Genomic DNA, 18423 nt, shown 5'->3' with positions numbered 1-18423 from the left:
GAAGGCGATGATCCACGCGTCATAGCTCGTCCTCTCGCCTCTCACGATCGTGCGGCGCTCGTGGCGCCCGGCACGAAGGTCGTCCCGGTCATGTCGACGACATCCGCCGGCGGATACTCTTCCGCATCCCACCAGCCTGCGGCGACGCCGGCAATGAGCGCTGCACCGCGTGAGACTGCTTCACGCTCGGATGCCATCGCGAGGTTGCCCGTCGCCCGGTGCATCTTCGCCTCCACCCAGCGCCGCGAACGCAGTCCCCCGCCGATGAGTAGGGTGCGTCCCGTGACGCCGGCCATGCGTCGCATCTCGACCTCCGCCTGCGCGGCGGCGGCGGCGTACCCCTCGAGGGTGGCCGCCCATGCGACCTCCGGCGCGACCTGCCGGACGTGCTCGGGCACGTCGCCCGCCTGCATCGAGAGCAGGTCCTCGACGGCGAGCGGCTCAGCCTGCACGCGGATGGCCGCGAACTCGATGTCGTTGCGCGTGCCGCCGACATGCTCGAGGAGGGACGACATCGCAAGTCCCGGCCGCAGCGTCTCCCACAGCAGCATGTGCCGCGATGTGCCGGGCCACGCCGTGAGCGTGAGATCGCCCGGAAGGGCGGGCGCCACGGGATGCGGTGCACCCTTCACTGCCTGCCAGCTCACGACCAGGGGCTCCCCGGTTCCGAGCGAGTCGATCACCTCGTTCTTCTCGCCGCCTGCGCCGACCACTCCGACGGGGTGGTCGTGTCCGGCGATCGTGACCGGGATACCCGCGGGCAACCCGCTCCACTCCGCCCCGGGCCCGCCGATGCGCCCGAGCAGGGTGCCCGCTTGGCGTGCCGGCGCCCACGCGATGTGGTCGAGTCCGACGGCGGCGAGGATCTCGCGATCGTACCGATGGGATATCGGATCGTATGCGCCGCTCGTCGCAGCGAGCGACTGCTCCTGCCCGAGGGCGCCCGTGAGTCGCCAGAGCACGACCCCGGCGACGCCCGTCCACGTGCCCTCGACGACGGCTCCTGCCTGCTGGAGCCACCCGAGCTTCGCGATGCTCGTGACGTCTCGCGCCTCTCGTCCGGTTCGCCGCAGGATCTCCGACGCACCGAAACGGGAGAGCAGGATTTTCACGACCGACGCCCCGCGCCGGTCGTGCCAAGCGACGAGAGGAAGATCGGTCGGGCCGTCGGCGCGAATGGTGGTTCCCGTCTCACCCATGCTGGCGATTCCGACTCCCGCGACCCGGTGTCGCAGCTCACCGAGGTGGGCAACGGCGTCGTGAACGGCGTCGAGCAGAGCAGTCGGAGTCATCTCCACGCCGCTGCGGTTCGCGACGAACGGCGTCGGAGCGGTACCGATGCCGAGCGAGCGTCCGTGTCGATCGACGGCATTCGCCTTGATCGAGGACGTACCCAGGTCGATGCCCAGGAGCAACTCGTCGCGCATGATTCCAGGTCTCCTTCGACGCCGGTTCTGTCTAACGATGGACAAGCTAACAGAGGTCCCCTACTCTGTCTACCGTTGTCAGAAAATCGCAACCCCCGGCTGCGAACAACGTCGTTCAGCGAAGGAGCACTCGTGCCACTCATCACCCTGCGTCAAGCCCTCGATGCCGCCAAAGCTGGCGCGTATGGGGTCGGCGCCTTCAACGTCACCGACCTCGTCCAGGCGGAAGCCGTGCTGGATGCCGCACGGGAGACCGATTCACCCGTGATCCTGCAGACGATCGCGGGTTCCTCCGCCCACGGTGACGAGGGGGCGTTCTGGGAGGCGCTGGTCGCACTCATCCACCGCTACGACGAGGTGCCGGTCGTTCTCCACCTCGACCACGGGGCATCCTTCGAGGACTGCGCGCGAGCGATCGAAGCCGGCTTCACGAGCGTCATGATCGACGGCAGCCTTCTCCCCGACCGCGTCACGCACGCCAGCTTCGAGGAGAACGCCGCACTGACCCGAAAGGTCGTCGAGTACGCGCACGCCCGCGGAGTCTCGGTGGAGGGTGAGCTCGGCACGATCGGCGGCTCGGAGGACGGCGGCGCGACCGTCAAGGAGATCGTGCTCGCCGACCCCGACGAGGCGGAACGCTTCGTCGCCTTGACCGACGTCGATGCACTCGCCGTCGCGATCGGCACGTCCCACGGCGCGTACAAGTTCACCAGCCCGCCCGACGGGTCGGTGCTGCACATGGACCTCATCTCGGCGATTGCGGCGCGCATCCCCGAGACCGCGTTGGTGATGCACGGATCGTCGTCGCTGCCGGCGGACCTGCGTGACGAGATCAATCGGTACGGCGGGAGCCTGCCCGAGTCGTGGGGGGTGCCCGAGGACGAGAAGGCGCGATCGACGAAGCTCGGGGTTCGCAAGATCAACCAGGGCATGGACTCGCACATGGCCTATGCCGCGGCGGCGCGACGCTCCCTCGCCGAGGACGGCCTGACCGTCGACCCGGCCCCGTTCCAGCGGGCCGCACGGCAGGCGATGGAGAAGATCGTCGCTGAGCGCATGCACGTCTTCGGGCAGGCCGGACAGGCGTACCGCCACCGCTGATCAGCGCCCGATGTAGCGCCCCGGCCGGTGGTTCATGGCCAGCACCAGGTTCAGCACCACCGCGCCGGCGGCGCTCAGCAGCACTTTGTCCCACGACACGACAAGCAGTCCGGCGGCGATGATGAGCACGTCGAAGACCATCTGCGTCCAACCCGCACGGAAGCCCGTGCGCTCCTGCAGCACGATCGCGATGATGTTGATCCCGCCGAGGCTCGCGCGGTGGCGGAAGATGATGAGCACCCCGACGCCGACCATGAGGTTGCCGCCGAGGGTGCCGTAGACGGCATCGATGTGGCCGAGCTGCAGGAACGCGTGGTGCACGAGGGCGAACCCCGAGACGAGACCGATCGCGACGGCCGTGCGCACCGTGAAGTCCCAGCCCTTCTTCCAGATCGCGAGCACCGCGAACGGCAGGTTCACGACCGCGAAGAGCAGCGGGAACGGCCACGACGTCGCGTAGCCGAGAAGCAGGGCGAGACCGGCAGTGCCGCCCGTCACTGCGCCGGCCGTCTGCAGCAGGTAGAGGCCGAACGACACCAGGAACGTGCCCGTCACGAGACCGAGCACGTCTTCGAGCAGTGAATGCCTCGTGGCGCTCTTCTCGAAGACGAGCGTGGGCGCCGTCGTCGGATCCGGTTCGACGCCCGTCGATGCGCCGTCCGGGGCGGATGCCGCGTCCCCCGCGCTCACTCGGCCTTTCGCCCTCCGGCCTCCAGCACGTCGCCGGCGGGAAGCTCGTGGTGTCCGCCGAACTGCAGGCGCATCGCAGAGAGCACCTGGTTGGCGTAGTGGTCCTCCCCGCGGGACGCGAACCGCTCGAACAGCGATGCGGCGAGCACCGGCGCGGGCACACCCACATCGACCGCGGCCTTCACGGTCCACCGGCCCTCACCCGAGTCGGAGACACGGCCGGCGAGCCCGTCGAGGGTGGGGTTCTCGGCGAGGGCGGCGGCGGTGAGATCGAGCAGCCACGACGAGATCACCGAGCCGCGGCGCCAGAGCTCCGCGACCTTCGGGGTGTCGATGGTGAACTGGTAGAACTCGGGCTCCTCGAGCGGCGCCACCTCAGCGGAGTGCTCGGCCTCGCGCACTCCCGCGTCGGCGTTCTTGAGGATGTTCAGTCCCTCGGCGAGCGCGGCCATGATGCCGTATTCGATGCCGTTGTGCACCATCTTCACGAAGTGTCCCGAGCCACTGGGGCCGGTGTGCAGGTAGCCGAGCTCCTCGGGGGCGAGCTCCCCGGTGCGGCCAGGGGTGCGCTCCACGTCGCCCGAGCCGGGCGCGATCGTGCGCAGCACCGGCTCGATGTGCGCGAACGCCTCGTCGGGTCCGCCGACCATGAGGCAGTAGCCGCGTTCGAGCCCGAAGACGCCGCCACTCGTGCCGATGTCGACGAAGTGGATGCCGCTGTCCTTGAGCGCTGCGGCCCGCCGGACGTCGTCGTGGTAGTTCGAGTTGCCGCCGTCGATGATGATGTCCCCCGCCTCGAGGTGGGGGGAGATCTGATCGACGAGGGAGCCGGTGAGACCCGCCGGGATCATCAACCAGACCGTGCGCGGCACCTCGAGCTTCGAGACCAGGTCGGCGAGATCGGATGCCCCGACCGCGCCTTCGGCGACGAGGGCGGCGACGGAGTCTGGGTTGACGTCGTAGACGACGCAGTCGTGTCCGTCCCGCATCAGGCGACGAACGATGTTCGCCCCCATCCGTCCGAGTCCCACCATGGCGATCTGCATCGTCGTTCCCTTCGCGCTCATCCGATGTGCGGCGCTCGGGCGCCGTCGCTCGAGACCCGCGGGAAGTCTATTCCCGCCCCGCGACGGGGGCCCCGGCAGCCCCGGTTCTCCGCGTTCTGTCAAGCCCCGGGACGGTGTGTTCGGGCGGTGGCACGATCGGAGGGAACACGGCGACGGAGCCGGCCCACGAGGCATCCGTTGCGTCGTCCGCTCCGAATGGAGTGCACGGGAATGCATGCGGGTGCATCGGGGTTGATACCGAGTGTTCGGCGGGAGAGCCGCCGCAGGAGGGGAACGTGGGCAAGAACTACGTCGATATCGAAGACGACCGGGGCGAGACGCTGCGCTATCGCAAGCACGTCAACGGTCGCGGCCTGATCGCGAACGGCGCCAAGGTGCACGCAAGCGCCGTCGTCGAGGCGGGCGCCTACATCGAACCGGGTGTGCAGATCGCCGCGGGCGCGCACGTCGGACGCGGGGTGTGGATCGAGAACGACGTCGTCATCGGGCCGAAGGCCGAGATCGCCCCTCACGCGCACATCGGCGCGGGCGCCCGGGTGGGCGCGGGCGCGAAGATCGGCATCCGCACGTACGTCGGTGAGAACGCGCTGGTCGCCGGCGGCTCCCTCATCGGCGACGACCAGACCATCGCCGCGGGCGAGCGCGTCGCGACCGACCGTCGCGGGCTGCGTCTCGCGGCCTGACCGGCCATTCACGCGTGGGCGGATGCCGCGGTATCCGCTCTCTGACCGGCCGCCGCTCGCCCACCCGGCCGCCGTGGCGCGCGCTCGGCGCGGGAGATCGGGCATGCTGGACGGATGAGTCCGCGCACGCCTGACCGCCGCCCGTCGGGCGCGGGCGCCGGTGGGCGCGGCGCGGGCAAGAAGTCCGGCGCGAAGGGCGGCCGCTCCACCCAGAAGGCGCCGCGACAGACGGCCGCACGACGGCCCGCGCCGACCGCAGAGCCCCCGGCCGCTCCCGCGCCGCCGTTCCGCCTCGGTGCGGTGCCCGGTGCGACGCCCGGCATCTGGATCGAACGCTGGCGCGACCGCCACCCCGACACCCCGCTCGAGCTCGTGCAGCTCGACGTCGCCCGGCAGCAGACCGCTCTCGCGGCCGGCGACGTCGACGCCGTGATCGCCCGCCTCCCCGTCGACCGGGAGCGGTGGCACGCGATCGCCCTCTACGACGAGGTGCCGGTCGTGGTGATGACGGCCGACGCCTCGCTGTCGGTCGCCGAGCGGCTGGCGGCATCCGATCTGGCCGGCGAGGTGCTGATCGTGCCCGCCGACGACGTGCTCGGCCTCGCCGCGACCGCCGCGGCCTGGCCCGTCGAGCGGCCCCGGTTCGCTCCCCCCGCCAGCACCGAGGAGGCCATCGCGACGGTCGCCGCGGGCGTCGGCATCTCCGTCGTGCCCATGTCGCTCGCCCGGCTCCACCACCGCAAGGACATCACCTTCCGCGAGCTCGACGGGGGCCCGCTCGCCCCGGTCGGCCTCGTCTGGCCGCGGGAGGACGCCCACCCGCTGATCGACGCGTTCGTCGGCATCGTGCGCGGGCGCACCGCGCGCTCGTCACGCTGAGACCCGCCGGACGGCCGGCCCGTCCCTCGCCCTAGACTCGCGGGATGGACTCCCGGCCGCTGCTCTTCCTCGGCGCGCGCCCGGAGCAGAACGCGGCCGACGGCGAGTTCGCCGCGTTCGCCGCCGCCGCCGGCGTGTCGCTGGCCCGCCACGACCTCACCCGCTCCCCTCTCCCCGAGGGGGCCCTCGACCGTTACGCCGGGTTCATCGGCGGCGGCAGCCCGTTCAACGTCGGCGACCCCGAGGCCGGCAAGTCCGACACCCAGCGCCGCGTCGAGGCCGACCTCGCCAGGGTCGCGGGGGCCGCGGCATCCGGCGCCACCCGAGCGCTGCTCACCTGTTACGGCATCGGCATCGCGACGCGGCTGCTCGGCGGCACGATCGACCGGACGTTCGGCGAGGACACCGGCACGACCGAGGTGACCGTCGGCGCGGATGGGGCCGCCGACCCGGTCTTCGGTGCTCTGCCTGCGACGTTCACCGCCTACACCGCGCACAAGGAGGGGTCGGGGACGACGCCGACGGGGGCGGTCGCGCTGGCGACGAGCGACGGATGCCCCGTGCAGGCCTACCGGGTCGGGTCGCTGTGGACGACGCAGTTCCACCCGGAGCTGACCGCCGACTCGTTCGCCGCGCGCATCGCCGTCTACCGGGACTTCGGCTACTTCGACCCCGACGACTACGCCGCCGTGGTCGCGGGCGTGCGCGCCGCGACCGTCACGGTGCCGACGGCGATCGTCGCGGCCTTCGCGGCGCTCTGAGCCGCGCCGCACCGCCGCGTCCCTCGCTCGGACGCGCGATTCCGCTCGCGTGCCGTGCGTCAACTCCGGAGTTCCGCACACTGCCACCCGGCGAACCCGCCCGAACATGCGAATTTCCGGAGTTACGGCACGGCACGACCCGGCACGGCGCGTCGCCCCGCACCGACGCCCGGCCCCGCCCGCGTCGACCCGCTCGAACAGCACGGTCCGCCCCGACCGGCACCGCGCGCCCGGTCTGCTCGGCGCCGCACCCCGTTGCGCGTACTCCAACTCCGGAGTTCCGCACGCTGCCGCCCCGCGAACCCTCCCGACACCGCAGATCTCCGGAGTTACGGCACGGCACCCCGCACCGGAGGCCCGCACCCCGCCCCTCAGTACCGGTCGCTGGAGAGCACCCTCGCCGACTCGCGGTCGGCGGTCTCGTTGCGCACGCCCGCGCGCGATCCGGCGAGCTTCGCCCGGATGTGCTCCTGCACGGTGACGGGCTCGTAGATCGCCGGATGCTGCGGGTCGACGCACTGCGGCAGCGTCTCGATGAGCGCGTCGACGTTGCCGTCGTGGAAGAACGCCGCGGAGCGGCGCCGGCGGATCGTGCCGTCGATGACGGGCGGCTTCACGCGGTGCAGCGTCGACATCCACTGCTCGTTGGTGAGCCGTGCGGTCACGTCGCCGAGGTTGACCAGCAGCGCGCCCTCGGCGGGCTGCACGTCGTTCCACGAGCCGTCGGATCCGAGCACCTGCAGGCCCGCCACCCGGTCGGCCCACAGCACGGTCACGATGCCGTAGTCGGTGTGCTCGCCCATGCCGATGAGGTCGCCGTCGAGGGTGACGTCGGTGCCCGGCGGGAGGGCGTAGTTGTTCATCCGCAGCACGTCGAGGGAGTGGTCGGTGCGGGCGTCGAAGAAGGCGCGATCGATGCCGAGGGCGTCGGCGAAGATGTCGGTGAGCGTGCGGGCGACGCGCGCCGCCTCGCCGAAGTAGGCGCTGACGGCCGGCTCGAACCCGGCGACGTCGGGCCACACGTTGTCGGCGTAGTCGATCGGGTCGAGGTGCGCGACGTGCGGGTAGTGCGCCGCGGTCGCGCCCACATTGAACGCCTCGAAGAAGTCGTTCATGCGGCTGGCCTGCTCGACGCCGAGCGACAGGCTCAACGACTCCGACTTCGGCGGGCTGTAGCCGCGGTTGATCTCGGGCGGCGTGCGGTACGTGTTCTTCACATCGAGGTCGAGCCCGAAGAATCCGTCGATGGATGCCTCGAGCCCCGCGATGACCGCGGCCGGCACCCCGTGCCCGGTGATCTGGATGAAGCCGACCGTGCGGCAGGCGTCGTCGATCGCGCGGGCGACGGCGGCGCGCTCGGCGCCGGTGCCGCCGGTCACGTAGGGCGTGATGTCGACGAGGGGGACATGGAACGTCATGGCAACTCCGTGAGGTCGTGGCCCGCGGGCCGGTGTCAGGCAGTCGCTTCACGCTTTCCCGCCGCCGGTGGGCGGCTCGCTTTCATGAGCGCGGCCAGGCTACCGAGCGCACGTTTCCTGCGCGTGACGGCGCATCCGGATGTCCTCGCGCGGGGCTCAGCGGAGCGGTGGCCCGACGATCACGGCCGTGTCGGGCGCCACGGTCACGGTGCCGTCGGCGGATGCCGCGGCATCCGCCCCGCTCGTGAGCAGCACCGTCTCGCCGGGCTCGAGCGCGAGCGGCCACGCGTCGGCGCTCAGGTTGACGGCGATGCGCAGGGCGCCGCGTCCGAGCAGGAACCGCCGCGCGGCGGGGGGAGCGTCGGGGTCGAGGTCCTCCGCCGTCAGGTCGGCGAACGCCGGGTCGGTGAGCTCGGCCCGCGCGCGCCGCAGGTCGGCGAGCGCGCGGTAGAGCGCGAGCAGGCGGGCATGGGCGCCGTGCGTCTGCTCGGTCCAGTCGAGCTTGGCGCTCGCGAACGTCGCCGGGCTCTGCGGGTCGGGCACGACCGACTCGTCCCAGCCCATGCGCGCGAACTCCTCAGTGCGCCCCTTGCGCACGGCCTCCCCCAGCCACTCCTCGGGGTGGGACGTGAAGAACGGCCACGGCGTCGACGCACCCCACTCCTCGCCCATGAACAGCATCGGGGTGCCGGGGGTGGTGAGGGTCAGCACGGCGGCGACCGCGAGCCGGTCGGTCGAGAGGGTCGCGGTGAGGCGATCGCCGGCGGCACGGTTGCCGATCTGGTCGTGGTCCTGCGAGAAGGTCACAAGGCGGGAGGTGGGCACCTCGGACGGGATGGGGGAGCCGTGGTCACGCCCCCGGAACGACGAGTAGGTGCCGTTGTGGAAGAACCCGGCGGTCCACACCTTCGGCAGGGCGTCGACTGCCGCGAAGTCCTCGTAGTAGCCGCTCGTCTCACCGGTCAGGGCGACGTGGACGGCGTGATGCCAGTCGTCGCTCCACTGCGCGTGCAGACCGTAGCCGCCGGCCTCGCGCGGCAGGATCAGCCGCGGGTCGTTGAGGTCGCTCTCGGCGATGAGGGTGAGCGGGCGTCCCAGGTGCGCGGAGAGGGCATCGGATGCCGCGGCCAGCTCCTGCAGGATGTGCACCGGCTGCTCGTCGTGCAGGGCGTGCACCGCGTCGAGCCGCAGTCCGTCGACGTGCTGGTCGCGCAGCCACATGAGCGCGTTCTCGACGATGTACGCGCGCACCGCGGGCTCGTCGAGGTTCACGGAGTCGCCCCAGGTGTTGCGGCTGCCGGTGCGCAGGTAGGGACCGAACTCGGGCAGGTAGTTGCCGCTCGGTCCGAGGTGGTTGTAGACGACGTCCTGGATGACGGCGATGCCGTGCGCGTGGGCGGCGTCGACGAAGCGACGGTAGGCGGCGGGTCCGCCGTACGCCTCGTGCACGGTGTACCAGAGCACGCCGTCGTAGCCCCAGTTCCACTGGCCGTTGAAGCCGTTCACCGGCAGCAGCTCGACGTGGGTGACGCCGATCGAGGCAAGGTGGTCGAGTCGCGCGGCTGCGGCGTCGAGCGTCCCGTCGGGGGTGAATGTGCCGATGTGCAGCTCGTAGACGAGGCCGCCCGCGAGTGGACGCCCGGTCCACGCGGCATCCGTCCACGCGAAGGAGCCCGGATCGTCGACGGCCGAGGCGCCGTGCACCCCGTCGGGCTGCCGGCGCGAGCGCGGGTCGGGACGCAGCTCGCCGTCGTCGAGCACGAACCCGTACCGCTCGCCGTCGGCGAGGTCGACGTCGGCGCGCCACCAGCCGTCGTCGGCGGGGGTCAGGTCGATGTCGACGGATGCCGCCACCCGCCGCAGCCGCACGCGCGCGGCGTTCGGCGCCCACACCTCGATCACGTCGTCCTCCGCATCCGCCGGCTCAGCCGGCCCTCACGAGCAGTGCGACCGGGTAGGTCGCGCAGAGCTGGGCGACCGGCACGGCGCCCGACTCGACGCGCCCCGTGAGGGTGTCGACCCAGTCTCCGGGCGGCAGCAGCAGGGCGGTGTCGCCCCACCCGCCGCGGCGTCCGAGCCCCACGGGTAGTCGGGTCGCGGCGGCGATGACGCCGCCCCGGTCGAACGCGACGAGGTGCGCGGCGGCCTCGCCGACGACCTCCAGCGGCAGATAGCGGGTGAACAGCTCCGGGCGGTCGCGGCGCAGCCGCAGCACCCGCGACGTCACGAGGAGCTTCGCCCGCCCGGTCGCGTCGACCGGCGGCAGCAGCGGCTCCCCCATCCCCGGTCCGCCCTCTGCACCCAGGCGCGCATCGAGCTCGGTGGCCGCGACCGCCGCGTCGATGTCGTGCAGCAGCGCCGCGTGGGCCGTGAAGTCCACGGGTCGCCGGTTGTCGGGGTCGACGAGCGAGAGCTCCTGCACCTCGGACCCCTGGTAGACGTCGGGCACGCCGGGGCCGGCCAGCTGCAGCAGTTTCTGGCCCAGCGCGTTCGACCAGCCGGCCGGGGCGATGTGGGCCACGAGGTCGTCGACGAGCGGCCGCGCCGCGCCGAACGCGGCGTCGACGAGCGCGTGCACCCCGGCCTCGAACGCGGCGTCGGGGGCGAGCCACCCCGTTCGCTCCCCCGCTTCGCGCACGGCCTTCTCGGCGTAGGCGTGCAGGCGCTCGGCCGACGCGGGCCAGCTGCCGACGATCGCCTGCCACAGCAGCTCGTCGGTGGGACCGTGCCCGGTCGTCGCGACCGCGCGCAGCGCGCCCAGCGCGGTCGCCCAGCGCTCGGGCTGCTCGCTCAGCACGCTGAGGCGGGCGCGCACGTCTTCGCTGCGCTTGGTGTCGTGGGTCGACAGGGCCGTCAGCGCGTGGGGCCAGCGCGCGTGACGCTCCGCGAACGCCGCGTGGAACCCCTCGACGTCGAGCGAGGCGACCGACGGGTCGCCGCCGACCTCGGTGAGCGTGCCGAGCCGGGTGAACCGGTAGAACGCCGTGTCCTCGACGCCCTTCGCCATGACGGGCCCGGTGGTCTGCTCGAACCGGCGCGCGACCTCGAGCGTCGCATCCCCGAGCACCGGCAGCAGGGCGGCGATCGCGTCCGCGAGGTCGGGCCGGCGGGCGGATGCCTCCTCCCCCGCCCGCACCAGGTCGGCGGCACCCGCGGGCAGGTAGGAGCGGTACACCGGGAAGGCGGCCAGGATCTCGGCGAGCGCGGGGGCCGCGGCATCCGCCCCCACCGCCTCGAGCACCTCGGCCGGGAGCGTGCGCACGAGCCGCCGCACCTCGGACTGCAGGATCGTCGCAGCCATCGTGCGCTTCGTCTCGACGATCAGGTCGTCCCAGGCGGGCGCGGGCGGCAGGCCGGTCTGGGCGCGCAGGGCCGCGTCGAGCCCGTCGAGCGCCGCGACGCCGCGCGGGTCGATGAAGAGCCGGTCGAGCTCGGCCATCGCGTCGTAGCCCGTCGTGCCCGCGCTCGCCCACCACGGTGCGAGGCGCTCCGGGTGGTCGGTCGCGGCGTGCTCGAGGATCTTCTCGACCCACACCGGCAGCCCGCCGACGGCGGACCGCAGCCGCTCGAGGTAGCCGGCCGGGTCGACGAGGCCGTCGGGATGGTCGACGCGCAGGCCGTCGACGAGCCCCTCCGTCGCCCACCGCACGATCTCGACGTGGGCGGCAGCGAACACCGCGGGATCCTCGACGCGCACCCCCGCGAGGGAGGTGACGGCGAAGAAGCGCCGGTAGTTGAGGTCGGTCGCCTCGTCGCGCCAGAACCGCAGCTCATAGTGCTGCCGGCCGAGCACGGTGCGCACGTCGACGGTCGTGGGCGCGCTCCCGATGCCGTCGAGCGAGCCGGGCGCGAGAGGGAAGACGTGGTCGACGTACCGCAAGACTCCGTCGGGTGCGGATGCCGCGGGATCCCGGTCGATCACGAGATCGCCGATGACGTCGTCGAACTCGCCGCCGAGCACGGGGAGGCGCACGCGGCCGCCGCCGAACGCCCAGTCGATGTCGAACGCGCGGGCGTGGGCGGACGCCTCGCCGAGCCGCAGCACGTCCCACCACCACGGGTTCTCGCGCGGCACCGCGACGCCCATGTGGTTGGGCACGATGTCGACGAGCACGCCGAGGCCCGCCTCCCGTGCCGCCGCGACGAAGCGCGCGAACCCCTCCGCGCCGCCACGCGCCGGGTCGATGCGCGCCGGGTCGACGACGTCGTAGCCGTGGTCGGAACCGGTCGTCGCCGTCAACAGCGGCGACAGGTAGACCCAGCCGACGCCGAGATCGCGCAGGTACGGCACGATCGCGGCGGCGTCGTCGAGGCCGAACCCGGGTCGGATCTGCAGACGATAGGTCGACGACGGGTTCATGCGCTCACCTCGGCAGTTCGCTCTTGGGGGCGGCCCCCGGCACCTCGTCGATCGCCGCGGTGACCGCCTGCGCGAGCGACGCGGCCACCGAGTGGTCGACCTCGGGCGGGGCGGCACGGTGCTCGATCAGCACCAGCAGCGACGCCGCGCCGACGCCGACCACGTCGCCAGGATCGACGACGCCGGTGTTCGCGAGATGGCCGGCGGTGTCGACCAGCACGTCCCAGCTCGGCGAATACTCCACCTCGGGAACGGTGAAGTCGACCGCCTCGTCGCCCCCGTTGAAGTAGACGAGGAAGTGCGCGTCGACGATCTCGCTCCCGCGCCGATCGCGCTCGCGGATGCCGCCGCCGTTGAGGAACACCCCGACCGCGCGGCCGAAGCCGGCGTCCCAGTCCTCGGGCTGCATCGGGGTGCCGTCGGGGCGCAGCCACACGATGTCGGGCACCGGGCTCCCCTCCTCGCGGCGCACCGGGCGGCCGTCGAAGAAGCGACTGCGACGGAAGGTCGGGTGGTCGTGTCGCAGGCGCGCGAGGGCCGCAGTGAACTCGACGAGGGGCTGATCGACGTGCTCCCAGTCGATCCAGCTGAGCTCGTTGTCCTGCGCGTACGTGTTGTTGTTGCCCTGCTGGGTGCGGCCGAGCTCGTCGCCGTGCAGCAGCATCGGCACGCCCTGGCTGAGCAGCAGGGTGGCGATGAAGTTGCGCTGCTGCTGCGCGCGCCGGGCGAGCACCACCGGGTCGTCGGTCGGCCCCTCGACGCCGCAGTTGCTCGACCGGTTGAACGACTCCCCGTCGTTGCCGTCCTCGCCGTTCGCATCGTTGTGCTTCTCGTTGTACGACACCAGGTCGCGCAGGGTGAACCCGTCGTGGGCGGTCACGAAGTTGATGGATGCCACGGGCCGCCGCCCGCTGTGCTCGTACAGGTCGGCCGACCCGGTGAGCCGCGAGGCGAACTCGCCGAGGGTCGCCGCCTCGCCCCGCCAGAAGTCGCGCACGGTGTCGCGGTACTTGCCGTTCCACTCGGTCCACTGCGGGGGGAAGTTGCCGACCTGGTAGCCGCCGGGGCCGACGTCCCACGGTTCGGCGATGAGCTTGACCTGCGAGACCACCGGGTCCTGCTGCACGAGCTCGAAGAAGGCGGCCAGGCGGTCGACGTCGTAGAACTCGCGGGCGAGGGTCGCCGCCAGATCGAACCGGAACCCGTCGACGTGCATCTCGAGCACCCAGTAGCGCAGCGAGTCCATGATGAGCTGCAGCGCGTGGGGGTTGCCGACGTTGAGACTGTTGCCCGTGCCGGTGTAGTCGGTGTAGTAGCGCTTGTCGTCCTGCTCGAGCCGGTAGTACGCCTCGTTGTCGATGCCCCGCATCGACAGGGTCGGCCCGAGGTGGTTGCCCTCGGCCGTGTGGTTGTAGACCACGTCGAGGATCACCTCGATGCCCGCGGCGTGCAGCGCCCGCACCATCCCCTTGAACTCCTGCACCTGCTGGCCGCGCTGGCCGGTTGAGGCGTAGGTGTTCTGCGGGGCGAGGAAGGCAATGGTGTTGTAGCCCCAGTAGTTCGACAGGCCCTTCTGCTGCAGGGTGTCGTCGTTGACGAACTGGTGCACGGGCATGAGCTCGATCGCGGTGACGCCGATCTTCTTCAGGTGCTCGATGACCGCGGGGTGGGCGATCGCGCTGTACGTGCCGCGGATCTCCTCCGGCACGAGCGGATGCAGCTTCGTGAGGCCCTTCACGTGGGCCTCGTAGATGAAGGTCTCGGAGTACGGCGTCTTCGGCTGCCGATCGCCGCCCCAGTCGAAGAAGGGGTTGATGACGACGCCCTTCATCATGTGCGCGGCGGAGTCGTCGTCGTTGCGGGAGTCGGGGTCGCCGAACGTGTAGGCGAACAGCGCCTGGTCCCAGTCGATTTGGCCGTCGACGGCCTTCGCGTAGGGGTCGAGGAGCAGCTTGTTCGGGTTGTAGCGCGCCCCCGCGGCCGGATCGTATTCGCCGTGCACGCGGTAGCCGTAGCGCTGACCCGGCTCGATGTTCGGCAGGTAGGCGTGCCACACGAACGCGTCGACGTCGACGAGCTCGACGCGGGTCTCGGTGCCGGCGTCGTCGAACAGACACAGCTCGACACTCTCGGCGCCCTCGCTGAACAGGGCGAAGTTGGTGCCGTTGCCGTCGAAGGTCGCGCCCAGGGGGTACGCGGATCCCGGCCAAGCCTGCACGTGCGCCCCTCCCTGCTCGGGAGCCCCCACATTAGCGGGTGCGGATGTCGCGGACGTGTCGGCGGTCGGCTCGGCGTTCGGGTCACTCACCTTCCGAGCATCGGCCATCCGCGCGTCGTCGCGGCGGGGCTTGACGGGCGCGTCCTGCGGGCTCAGGTCGCGCCGGACGGCGGGTCGAGCAGCAGCGCGATGCGCTCGTCGAGGTAGGCGGCGAGCGGCCGCCACCCACCGCGGGCGCTCCAGCGCACCTCGGGTCCGTCCGTCCCCTGCCGCAGCGGGCCGGATGCCTCGCCCCGCCCGACCGCTGCGAGGTCGAGCCCCTCCCAGCCGAGGTGCACGACCTGCCCGTCGGCGAAGCCTCCGCGGGAGGCGGCGGCCGCGACATCCGCCCGTCGGCGCTGCGACTCGGCGGCGAACCCGCGGCGGACCTCGGGTCGCGCGCGCACGATCTCCCCGGTCGCGAAGACGTCCTCCGGGCCGATGAGCAGCACCCCGAGGTGCCAGGCGGCGCCCTCGGGAACCACGTTCGGCGCCAGCGGGATGCCGACGAACCGCCGGCTGCGCCACCGGCCCAGCGCCTCGCGCGGCGCTCCCGCGGCGGTCAGACGCGCGCGGGCACCCGCGATCAGCGCTTCGACGTCGTCCACCCGCTCATTCTCGTCGGATCAGACGTCGACCGCGTGGGGTCCGTGGAGTTCGCGGTGCAGCCGCTCCATGCGCCCGTCGAGCTCGGATGCGGTGTCGGCGGCATCCTTCAGACTCTCCACGAGCCCCGCCGGCACCTGGCGCGCGTACTTGTAGTAGATCTTGTGCTCGAGGCTCGCCCAGAAGTCCATCGCGATCGTGCGGAACTGCACCTCGACGGGGATCGGCATCGGCCCTGTCGAGAGGAACACCGGCACCTCGACGATCGCGTGCAGCGACTTGTAGCCGTTCGGCTTGGGCTCCGCGATGTAGTCCTTCACGGTGCGCACCGTGATGTCGGGCTGCGAGGTGAGCAGATCGAAGAGACGATAGGCGTCGGCGGTGAAGCTGCAGGTCACGCGCACGCCCGCGACATCCGTGATGTTCGCCCGGATCGAGTCGAAGTCGGGGGCGATGCCCTTGCGCAGCACCTTCTCGACCAGACTGTCCGGGCTCTTGACGCGACTCGAGACGTGCTCGATCGGGTTGTAGTCGTGCATGTGCAGGAACTCGTCCCGCAGGATCTGGATCTTGGTCTCGATCTCCTGCATGCCGAAGCGGTACTCCAGCAGGAAACGCTGCAGCTCGTCGCGCGCATCGCGCAACTGCGACGGGGAGACGGTGATGGACTGGTCGTCGAGCGGCACACTCACCCGGCCGACGCTACGACCGTCTCATCGGGGGACGCTGTGAGCGCCCGCGGAAAAGCATGACCGTCAGGGGCGCGTCCGGGGACTCCGCGGCACCAGCTCGCCGTCGATCACATCGATCGCCGGCACCTGATCGAACGCCGGGTGGGCGTCGATGGGCACCTCGGATGCCGCATCGATCCCCTCGTCCCTCGGCTCGGGTTCGCCTCGTGTCATCGCACGCATCACCTCCTGAGGACAGCAGGTTCCACTGTCCCGCGCGAGCGAGGATCCGCCCAGGTCTTGACAAGGCGGCGACGGATCCGAACGACTCAGTCCGCCGGGGGTCCGGCGGGAGGCTCTTCCGCCGGCTCCGGCGTGATCGTCAGGCCGTTCGGGCCGGATGCCGCGGCCATCAGATCCTCGACCCAGGCGCGGTTGATGCGCGGCTGGCGGCTGCCGAAGAAGTGGAACTGCAGCGGCACGGAGGGGTGCACCCAGAAGCTGCGGCGACCGCTGCCGTGGCCCATCTCGACGTCGAACATGAACGGCTCGGCACGACGCAGCTTGTTCATCACGACGATGCGCAGATGCGCGAGCGTGCGGTCCTCGATCTCCACCGAGTTGCCGATCGTGTCGTAGATGAATCTCCCCATGTGAGGAGCCTAAACGCGGGTGATCCTCCGCGCCGTCACCGTGTTCACGCCACGCCGTCGCGGGGCGGCGAGATGCGGCATCCGCTCGTCTTGGTGACATCTCAGCGCCCGCATGGTGTGCTGGGTGCGTGAGCACCCCCCAGGCCGACGGCGCCGAGCGACCCGCGCTGCTCTACGTCGAGGACGACCCCGAGATCGCGGAGATCACGGTCGAGGTGCTCTCGGAGGTCTACCGGGTCGACCACGTCGCCGACGGTGAGAGCGCCCTGCAGCGTGCGCTGTCGCGGCGGTACGAGGCGATGGTCGTCGACCGCCGTCTGCCGGGGATGGACGGCATCGCCCTCGTGCAGGCGGTGCGCACGGCCCACATCGCGACGCCCATCCTGCTGCTGACGGCGCTCGGGTCGGTGCACGACCGCGTCGAGGGACTCGACGTCGGCGCCAACGACTACCTCGTAAAGCCGTTCGACTACGACGAGCTGCTCGCCCGACTGCGAGCGCTGCGGCGCGGGTTCCGCACCGACGGCGTGCGCCGCGACGTCGGCGAGTGGCAGTTCGCGCCGGCAGCGCTCGCGCTCTTCTCACCCGAAGGACGCCGCGTCGCGCTCACGGCGACCGAGACCGCCCTGCTGCGCCTGCTCGCCGAGAGCCCCGACCATGTCTTCTCCCGTGCCGAGATCTCCGACGCGGTCTTCGCCTCGGGCGACTCGGAGAGCTCGGTCGACACCTACGTGCACTACATCCGTCGCAAGGCGACACCCGAGATCATCGAGACCGTGCGCGCGCGGGGATACCGGATCGGAGATCCCGGGTGAGCCCCCACACCGACTCCGAGCGCCTGCGGCGTGCCGCGCGGCGCATCGGGCTGACCGTCGGCATCGCCTCCGCCCTCGTGCTGCTCGGCGGTGCGGGCATCCTCGTGTGGCTCCTTCTGGCGACCGGACGGCCCGAAACGCGCGGCGACGTGGTCAGCCCCGACCCCGGCGTGACCGGCTCACCCTCGCTTCCCGACGGAATCCGCGCGTACGACCCCATCGTGGTCGACGTCGACCGCACTGTGCCAATCGTCATCGCGCTGTCGCTCGTGGGCGTCGCCGTGCTCGGGCTCATCGCCTGGTACGCGGCGCGGCGCGCCACCCGTCCGCTCGCCGAGGCGATGCGGCTGCAGCGCCACTTCGTCTCGGATGCGAGCCACGAGCTGCGCACCCCCCTCACCGCGCTCACGAGCCGTATCCAGCTGGTCGAGCGACGTCACCGCCGCGGGGAGGAGATCGACTCCACCCTCTCGGACCTGCGGCGCAATGCCGCCGCGATGGACGACGTGCTCACCGACCTGCTCGTCGCCGCGGAGGCCGACGCGCGCGATCCGTCGGCGCGGGCGGAGGTGGGCGAGGTCATCGCCGCGACACTCGACTCGCTGCGGCCGCTCGCCGACGATCGCGAGGTCACGCTCGCGATCGACGTGGCCGAGGCGGCATCCGTCGCCCTCCCGGCGACCAGCCTCACGCGCATGTGCGTCGCCCTCGTCGACAACGCCATCCAGCACACTCCGGGACGATCGACCGTCACGGTCTCCTCACGCATCGTGCGGGATCGGGTGCACATCCGGGTGACCGACGAGGGGTCAGGTATCCGGCCCGAAGACCGCGAGCGCATCTTCGAGCGCTTCGCGCGACTGGGCGAGACCGGTCGCCGGCGTGGCTTCGGCCTCGGGCTCTCCCTCGTGCGCGACGTCGCCGTGCGCCACGGCGGGTCTGTGGTCGTCGAGCAGACGGATGCCGCCGGCACCACGTTCCTCATCGACCTGCCGCTCGCGCGCTGACGCGTCCGGCGACCCGCCGGGCGTACGC

Annotated in this window: 17 protein-coding genes; 6 read left to right on the top strand and 11 right to left on the bottom strand. The window is 71.6% G+C overall.

Features of this window, described 5'->3' with window-relative positions; translation table 11 throughout:
* Positions 1–41: 41 nt before the first annotated feature.
* Positions 42–1427, bottom strand: a complete 1386-nt coding sequence (locus RR49_RS07245) for an FGGY family carbohydrate kinase (RefSeq protein ID WP_045247408.1) — start codon at positions 1425–1427, stop codon at positions 42–44.
* Between the two features lie 132 nt (positions 1428–1559).
* Here RR49_RS07245 and RR49_RS07240 point away from each other — a divergent pair, with 132 nt between their 5' ends.
* A complete protein-coding gene (locus RR49_RS07240; RefSeq protein WP_045247407.1) occupies positions 1560–2528 on the top strand; it encodes a ketose-bisphosphate aldolase in 969 nt (322 codons plus the stop codon).
* Here the strand turns inward: RR49_RS07240 and RR49_RS07235 are convergent, their stop codons facing one another.
* Entirely contained in the window at positions 2529–3218 is a 690-nt protein-coding gene (locus tag RR49_RS07235; protein ID WP_045247406.1) for a YitT family protein, read from the bottom strand.
* Positions 3215–4285, bottom strand: coding sequence for a phosphogluconate dehydrogenase (NAD(+)-dependent, decarboxylating) (gnd, locus tag RR49_RS07230; RefSeq protein WP_245610966.1), 1071 nt, complete (start codon positions 4283–4285; stop codon positions 3215–3217). The genes RR49_RS07235 and gnd overlap by 4 nt, the downstream gene beginning before the upstream one ends.
* A 275-nt stretch (positions 4286–4560) precedes the next feature.
* Here gnd and RR49_RS07225 point away from each other — a divergent pair, with 275 nt between their 5' ends.
* The 3 genes from RR49_RS07225 to RR49_RS07215 all read left to right on the top strand — a co-directional run bounded on the left by RR49_RS07225 (position 4561) and on the right by RR49_RS07215 (position 6608).
* Entirely contained in the window at positions 4561–4968 is a 408-nt protein-coding gene (locus RR49_RS07225; protein ID WP_045247405.1) for a transferase, read from the top strand.
* A 114-nt stretch (positions 4969–5082) separates the two neighbouring features.
* The gene (locus RR49_RS07220; protein ID WP_045247404.1) at positions 5083–5847 is read left to right on the top strand and encodes a LysR family substrate-binding domain-containing protein; all 765 of its coding nucleotides are present in this window, start codon (positions 5083–5085) and stop codon (positions 5845–5847) included.
* Between the two features lie 44 nt (positions 5848–5891).
* Entirely contained in the window at positions 5892–6608 is a 717-nt protein-coding gene (locus RR49_RS07215) for a glutamine amidotransferase-related protein (RefSeq protein WP_045247403.1), read from the top strand.
* 371 nt (positions 6609–6979) lie between these two features.
* Here RR49_RS07215 and RR49_RS07210 read toward each other — a convergent pair whose 3' ends face one another.
* From RR49_RS07210 to RR49_RS07180, 8 genes are all read right to left on the bottom strand, one after another.
* The gene (locus RR49_RS07210) at positions 6980–8026 is read right to left on the bottom strand and encodes an isopenicillin N synthase family dioxygenase (protein ID WP_045247402.1); all 1047 of its coding nucleotides are present in this window, start codon (positions 8024–8026) and stop codon (positions 6980–6982) included.
* A 156-nt stretch (positions 8027–8182) separates the two neighbouring features.
* Positions 8183–9928, bottom strand: a complete 1746-nt coding sequence (gene treZ / locus RR49_RS07205; protein WP_045247401.1) for a malto-oligosyltrehalose trehalohydrolase — start codon at positions 9926–9928, stop codon at positions 8183–8185.
* A gap of 22 nt (positions 9929–9950) precedes the next feature.
* Positions 9951–12386: a malto-oligosyltrehalose synthase gene (treY, locus tag RR49_RS15970; protein ID WP_045247400.1), complete on the bottom strand. Its 2436-nt coding sequence runs from the start codon at positions 12384–12386 to the stop codon at positions 9951–9953.
* Between the two features lie 4 nt (positions 12387–12390).
* On the bottom strand, positions 12391–14604 hold the full coding sequence (glgX, locus tag RR49_RS07195; protein ID WP_045247443.1) for a glycogen debranching protein GlgX: 2214 nt from the start codon (positions 14602–14604) through the stop codon (positions 12391–12393).
* Between the two features lie 152 nt (positions 14605–14756).
* Positions 14757–15251 (bottom strand): hypothetical protein, encoded by a 495-nt coding sequence (locus RR49_RS07190; RefSeq protein WP_045247399.1) that lies wholly within the window; start codon positions 15249–15251, stop codon positions 14757–14759.
* A gap of 18 nt (positions 15252–15269) precedes the next feature.
* Positions 15270–15941: a GTP pyrophosphokinase gene (locus tag RR49_RS07185; protein ID WP_045247398.1), complete on the bottom strand. Its 672-nt coding sequence runs from the start codon at positions 15939–15941 to the stop codon at positions 15270–15272.
* 63 nt (positions 15942–16004) lie between these two features.
* On the bottom strand, positions 16005–16154 hold the full coding sequence (locus RR49_RS15700; protein WP_048809105.1) for a hypothetical protein: 150 nt from the start codon (positions 16152–16154) through the stop codon (positions 16005–16007).
* A 95-nt stretch (positions 16155–16249) separates the two neighbouring features.
* Positions 16250–16573, bottom strand: a complete 324-nt coding sequence (locus RR49_RS07180) for a DUF7882 family protein (RefSeq protein WP_045247397.1) — start codon at positions 16571–16573, stop codon at positions 16250–16252.
* Positions 16574–16701: 128 nt separating this feature from the next.
* Here RR49_RS07180 and RR49_RS07175 point away from each other — a divergent pair, with 128 nt between their 5' ends.
* Both RR49_RS07175 and RR49_RS07170 read left to right on the top strand, forming a co-directional pair.
* On the top strand, positions 16702–17388 hold the full coding sequence (locus tag RR49_RS07175) for a response regulator transcription factor (protein WP_045247396.1): 687 nt from the start codon (positions 16702–16704) through the stop codon (positions 17386–17388).
* Positions 17385–18395: a sensor histidine kinase gene (locus tag RR49_RS07170; protein ID WP_045247395.1), complete on the top strand. Its 1011-nt coding sequence runs from the start codon at positions 17385–17387 to the stop codon at positions 18393–18395. Before RR49_RS07175 ends, RR49_RS07170 begins: the two co-directional genes overlap by 4 nt.
* Positions 18396–18423 lie beyond the last annotated feature (28 nt).

The organism is Microbacterium ginsengisoli (genome assembly GCF_000956535.1).
Lineage (GTDB): Bacteria > Actinomycetota > Actinomycetes > Actinomycetales > Microbacteriaceae > Microbacterium > Microbacterium ginsengisoli.
This window is presented reverse-complemented; position numbering and strand designations above follow the sequence as displayed.

Bases quoted from the DNA above. Each gene is read 5' to 3' on its own strand.
- RR49_RS07245 (WP_045247408.1), bottom strand. From the start codon at position 1,427: ATGCGCGACGAGTTGCTCCTGGGCATCGACCTGGGTACGTCCTCGATC.
- gnd (WP_245610966.1), bottom strand. From the start codon at position 4,285: ATGAGCGCGAAGGGAACGACGATGCAGATCGCCATGGTGGGACTCGGA.
- RR49_RS07220 (WP_045247404.1), top strand. From the start codon at position 5,083: ATGAGTCCGCGCACGCCTGACCGCCGCCCGTCGGGCGCGGGCGCCGGT.
- RR49_RS07215 (WP_045247403.1), top strand. From the start codon at position 5,892: ATGGACTCCCGGCCGCTGCTCTTCCTCGGCGCGCGCCCGGAGCAGAAC.
- RR49_RS07210 (WP_045247402.1), bottom strand. From the start codon at position 8,026: ATGACGTTCCATGTCCCCCTCGTCGACATCACGCCCTACGTGACCGGC.
- treY (WP_045247400.1), bottom strand. From the start codon at position 12,386: ATGAACCCGTCGTCGACCTATCGTCTGCAGATCCGACCCGGGTTCGGC.
- RR49_RS15700 (WP_048809105.1), bottom strand. From the start codon at position 16,154: ATGACACGAGGCGAACCCGAGCCGAGGGACGAGGGGATCGATGCGGCA.
- RR49_RS07180 (WP_045247397.1), bottom strand. From the start codon at position 16,573: ATGGGGAGATTCATCTACGACACGATCGGCAACTCGGTGGAGATCGAG.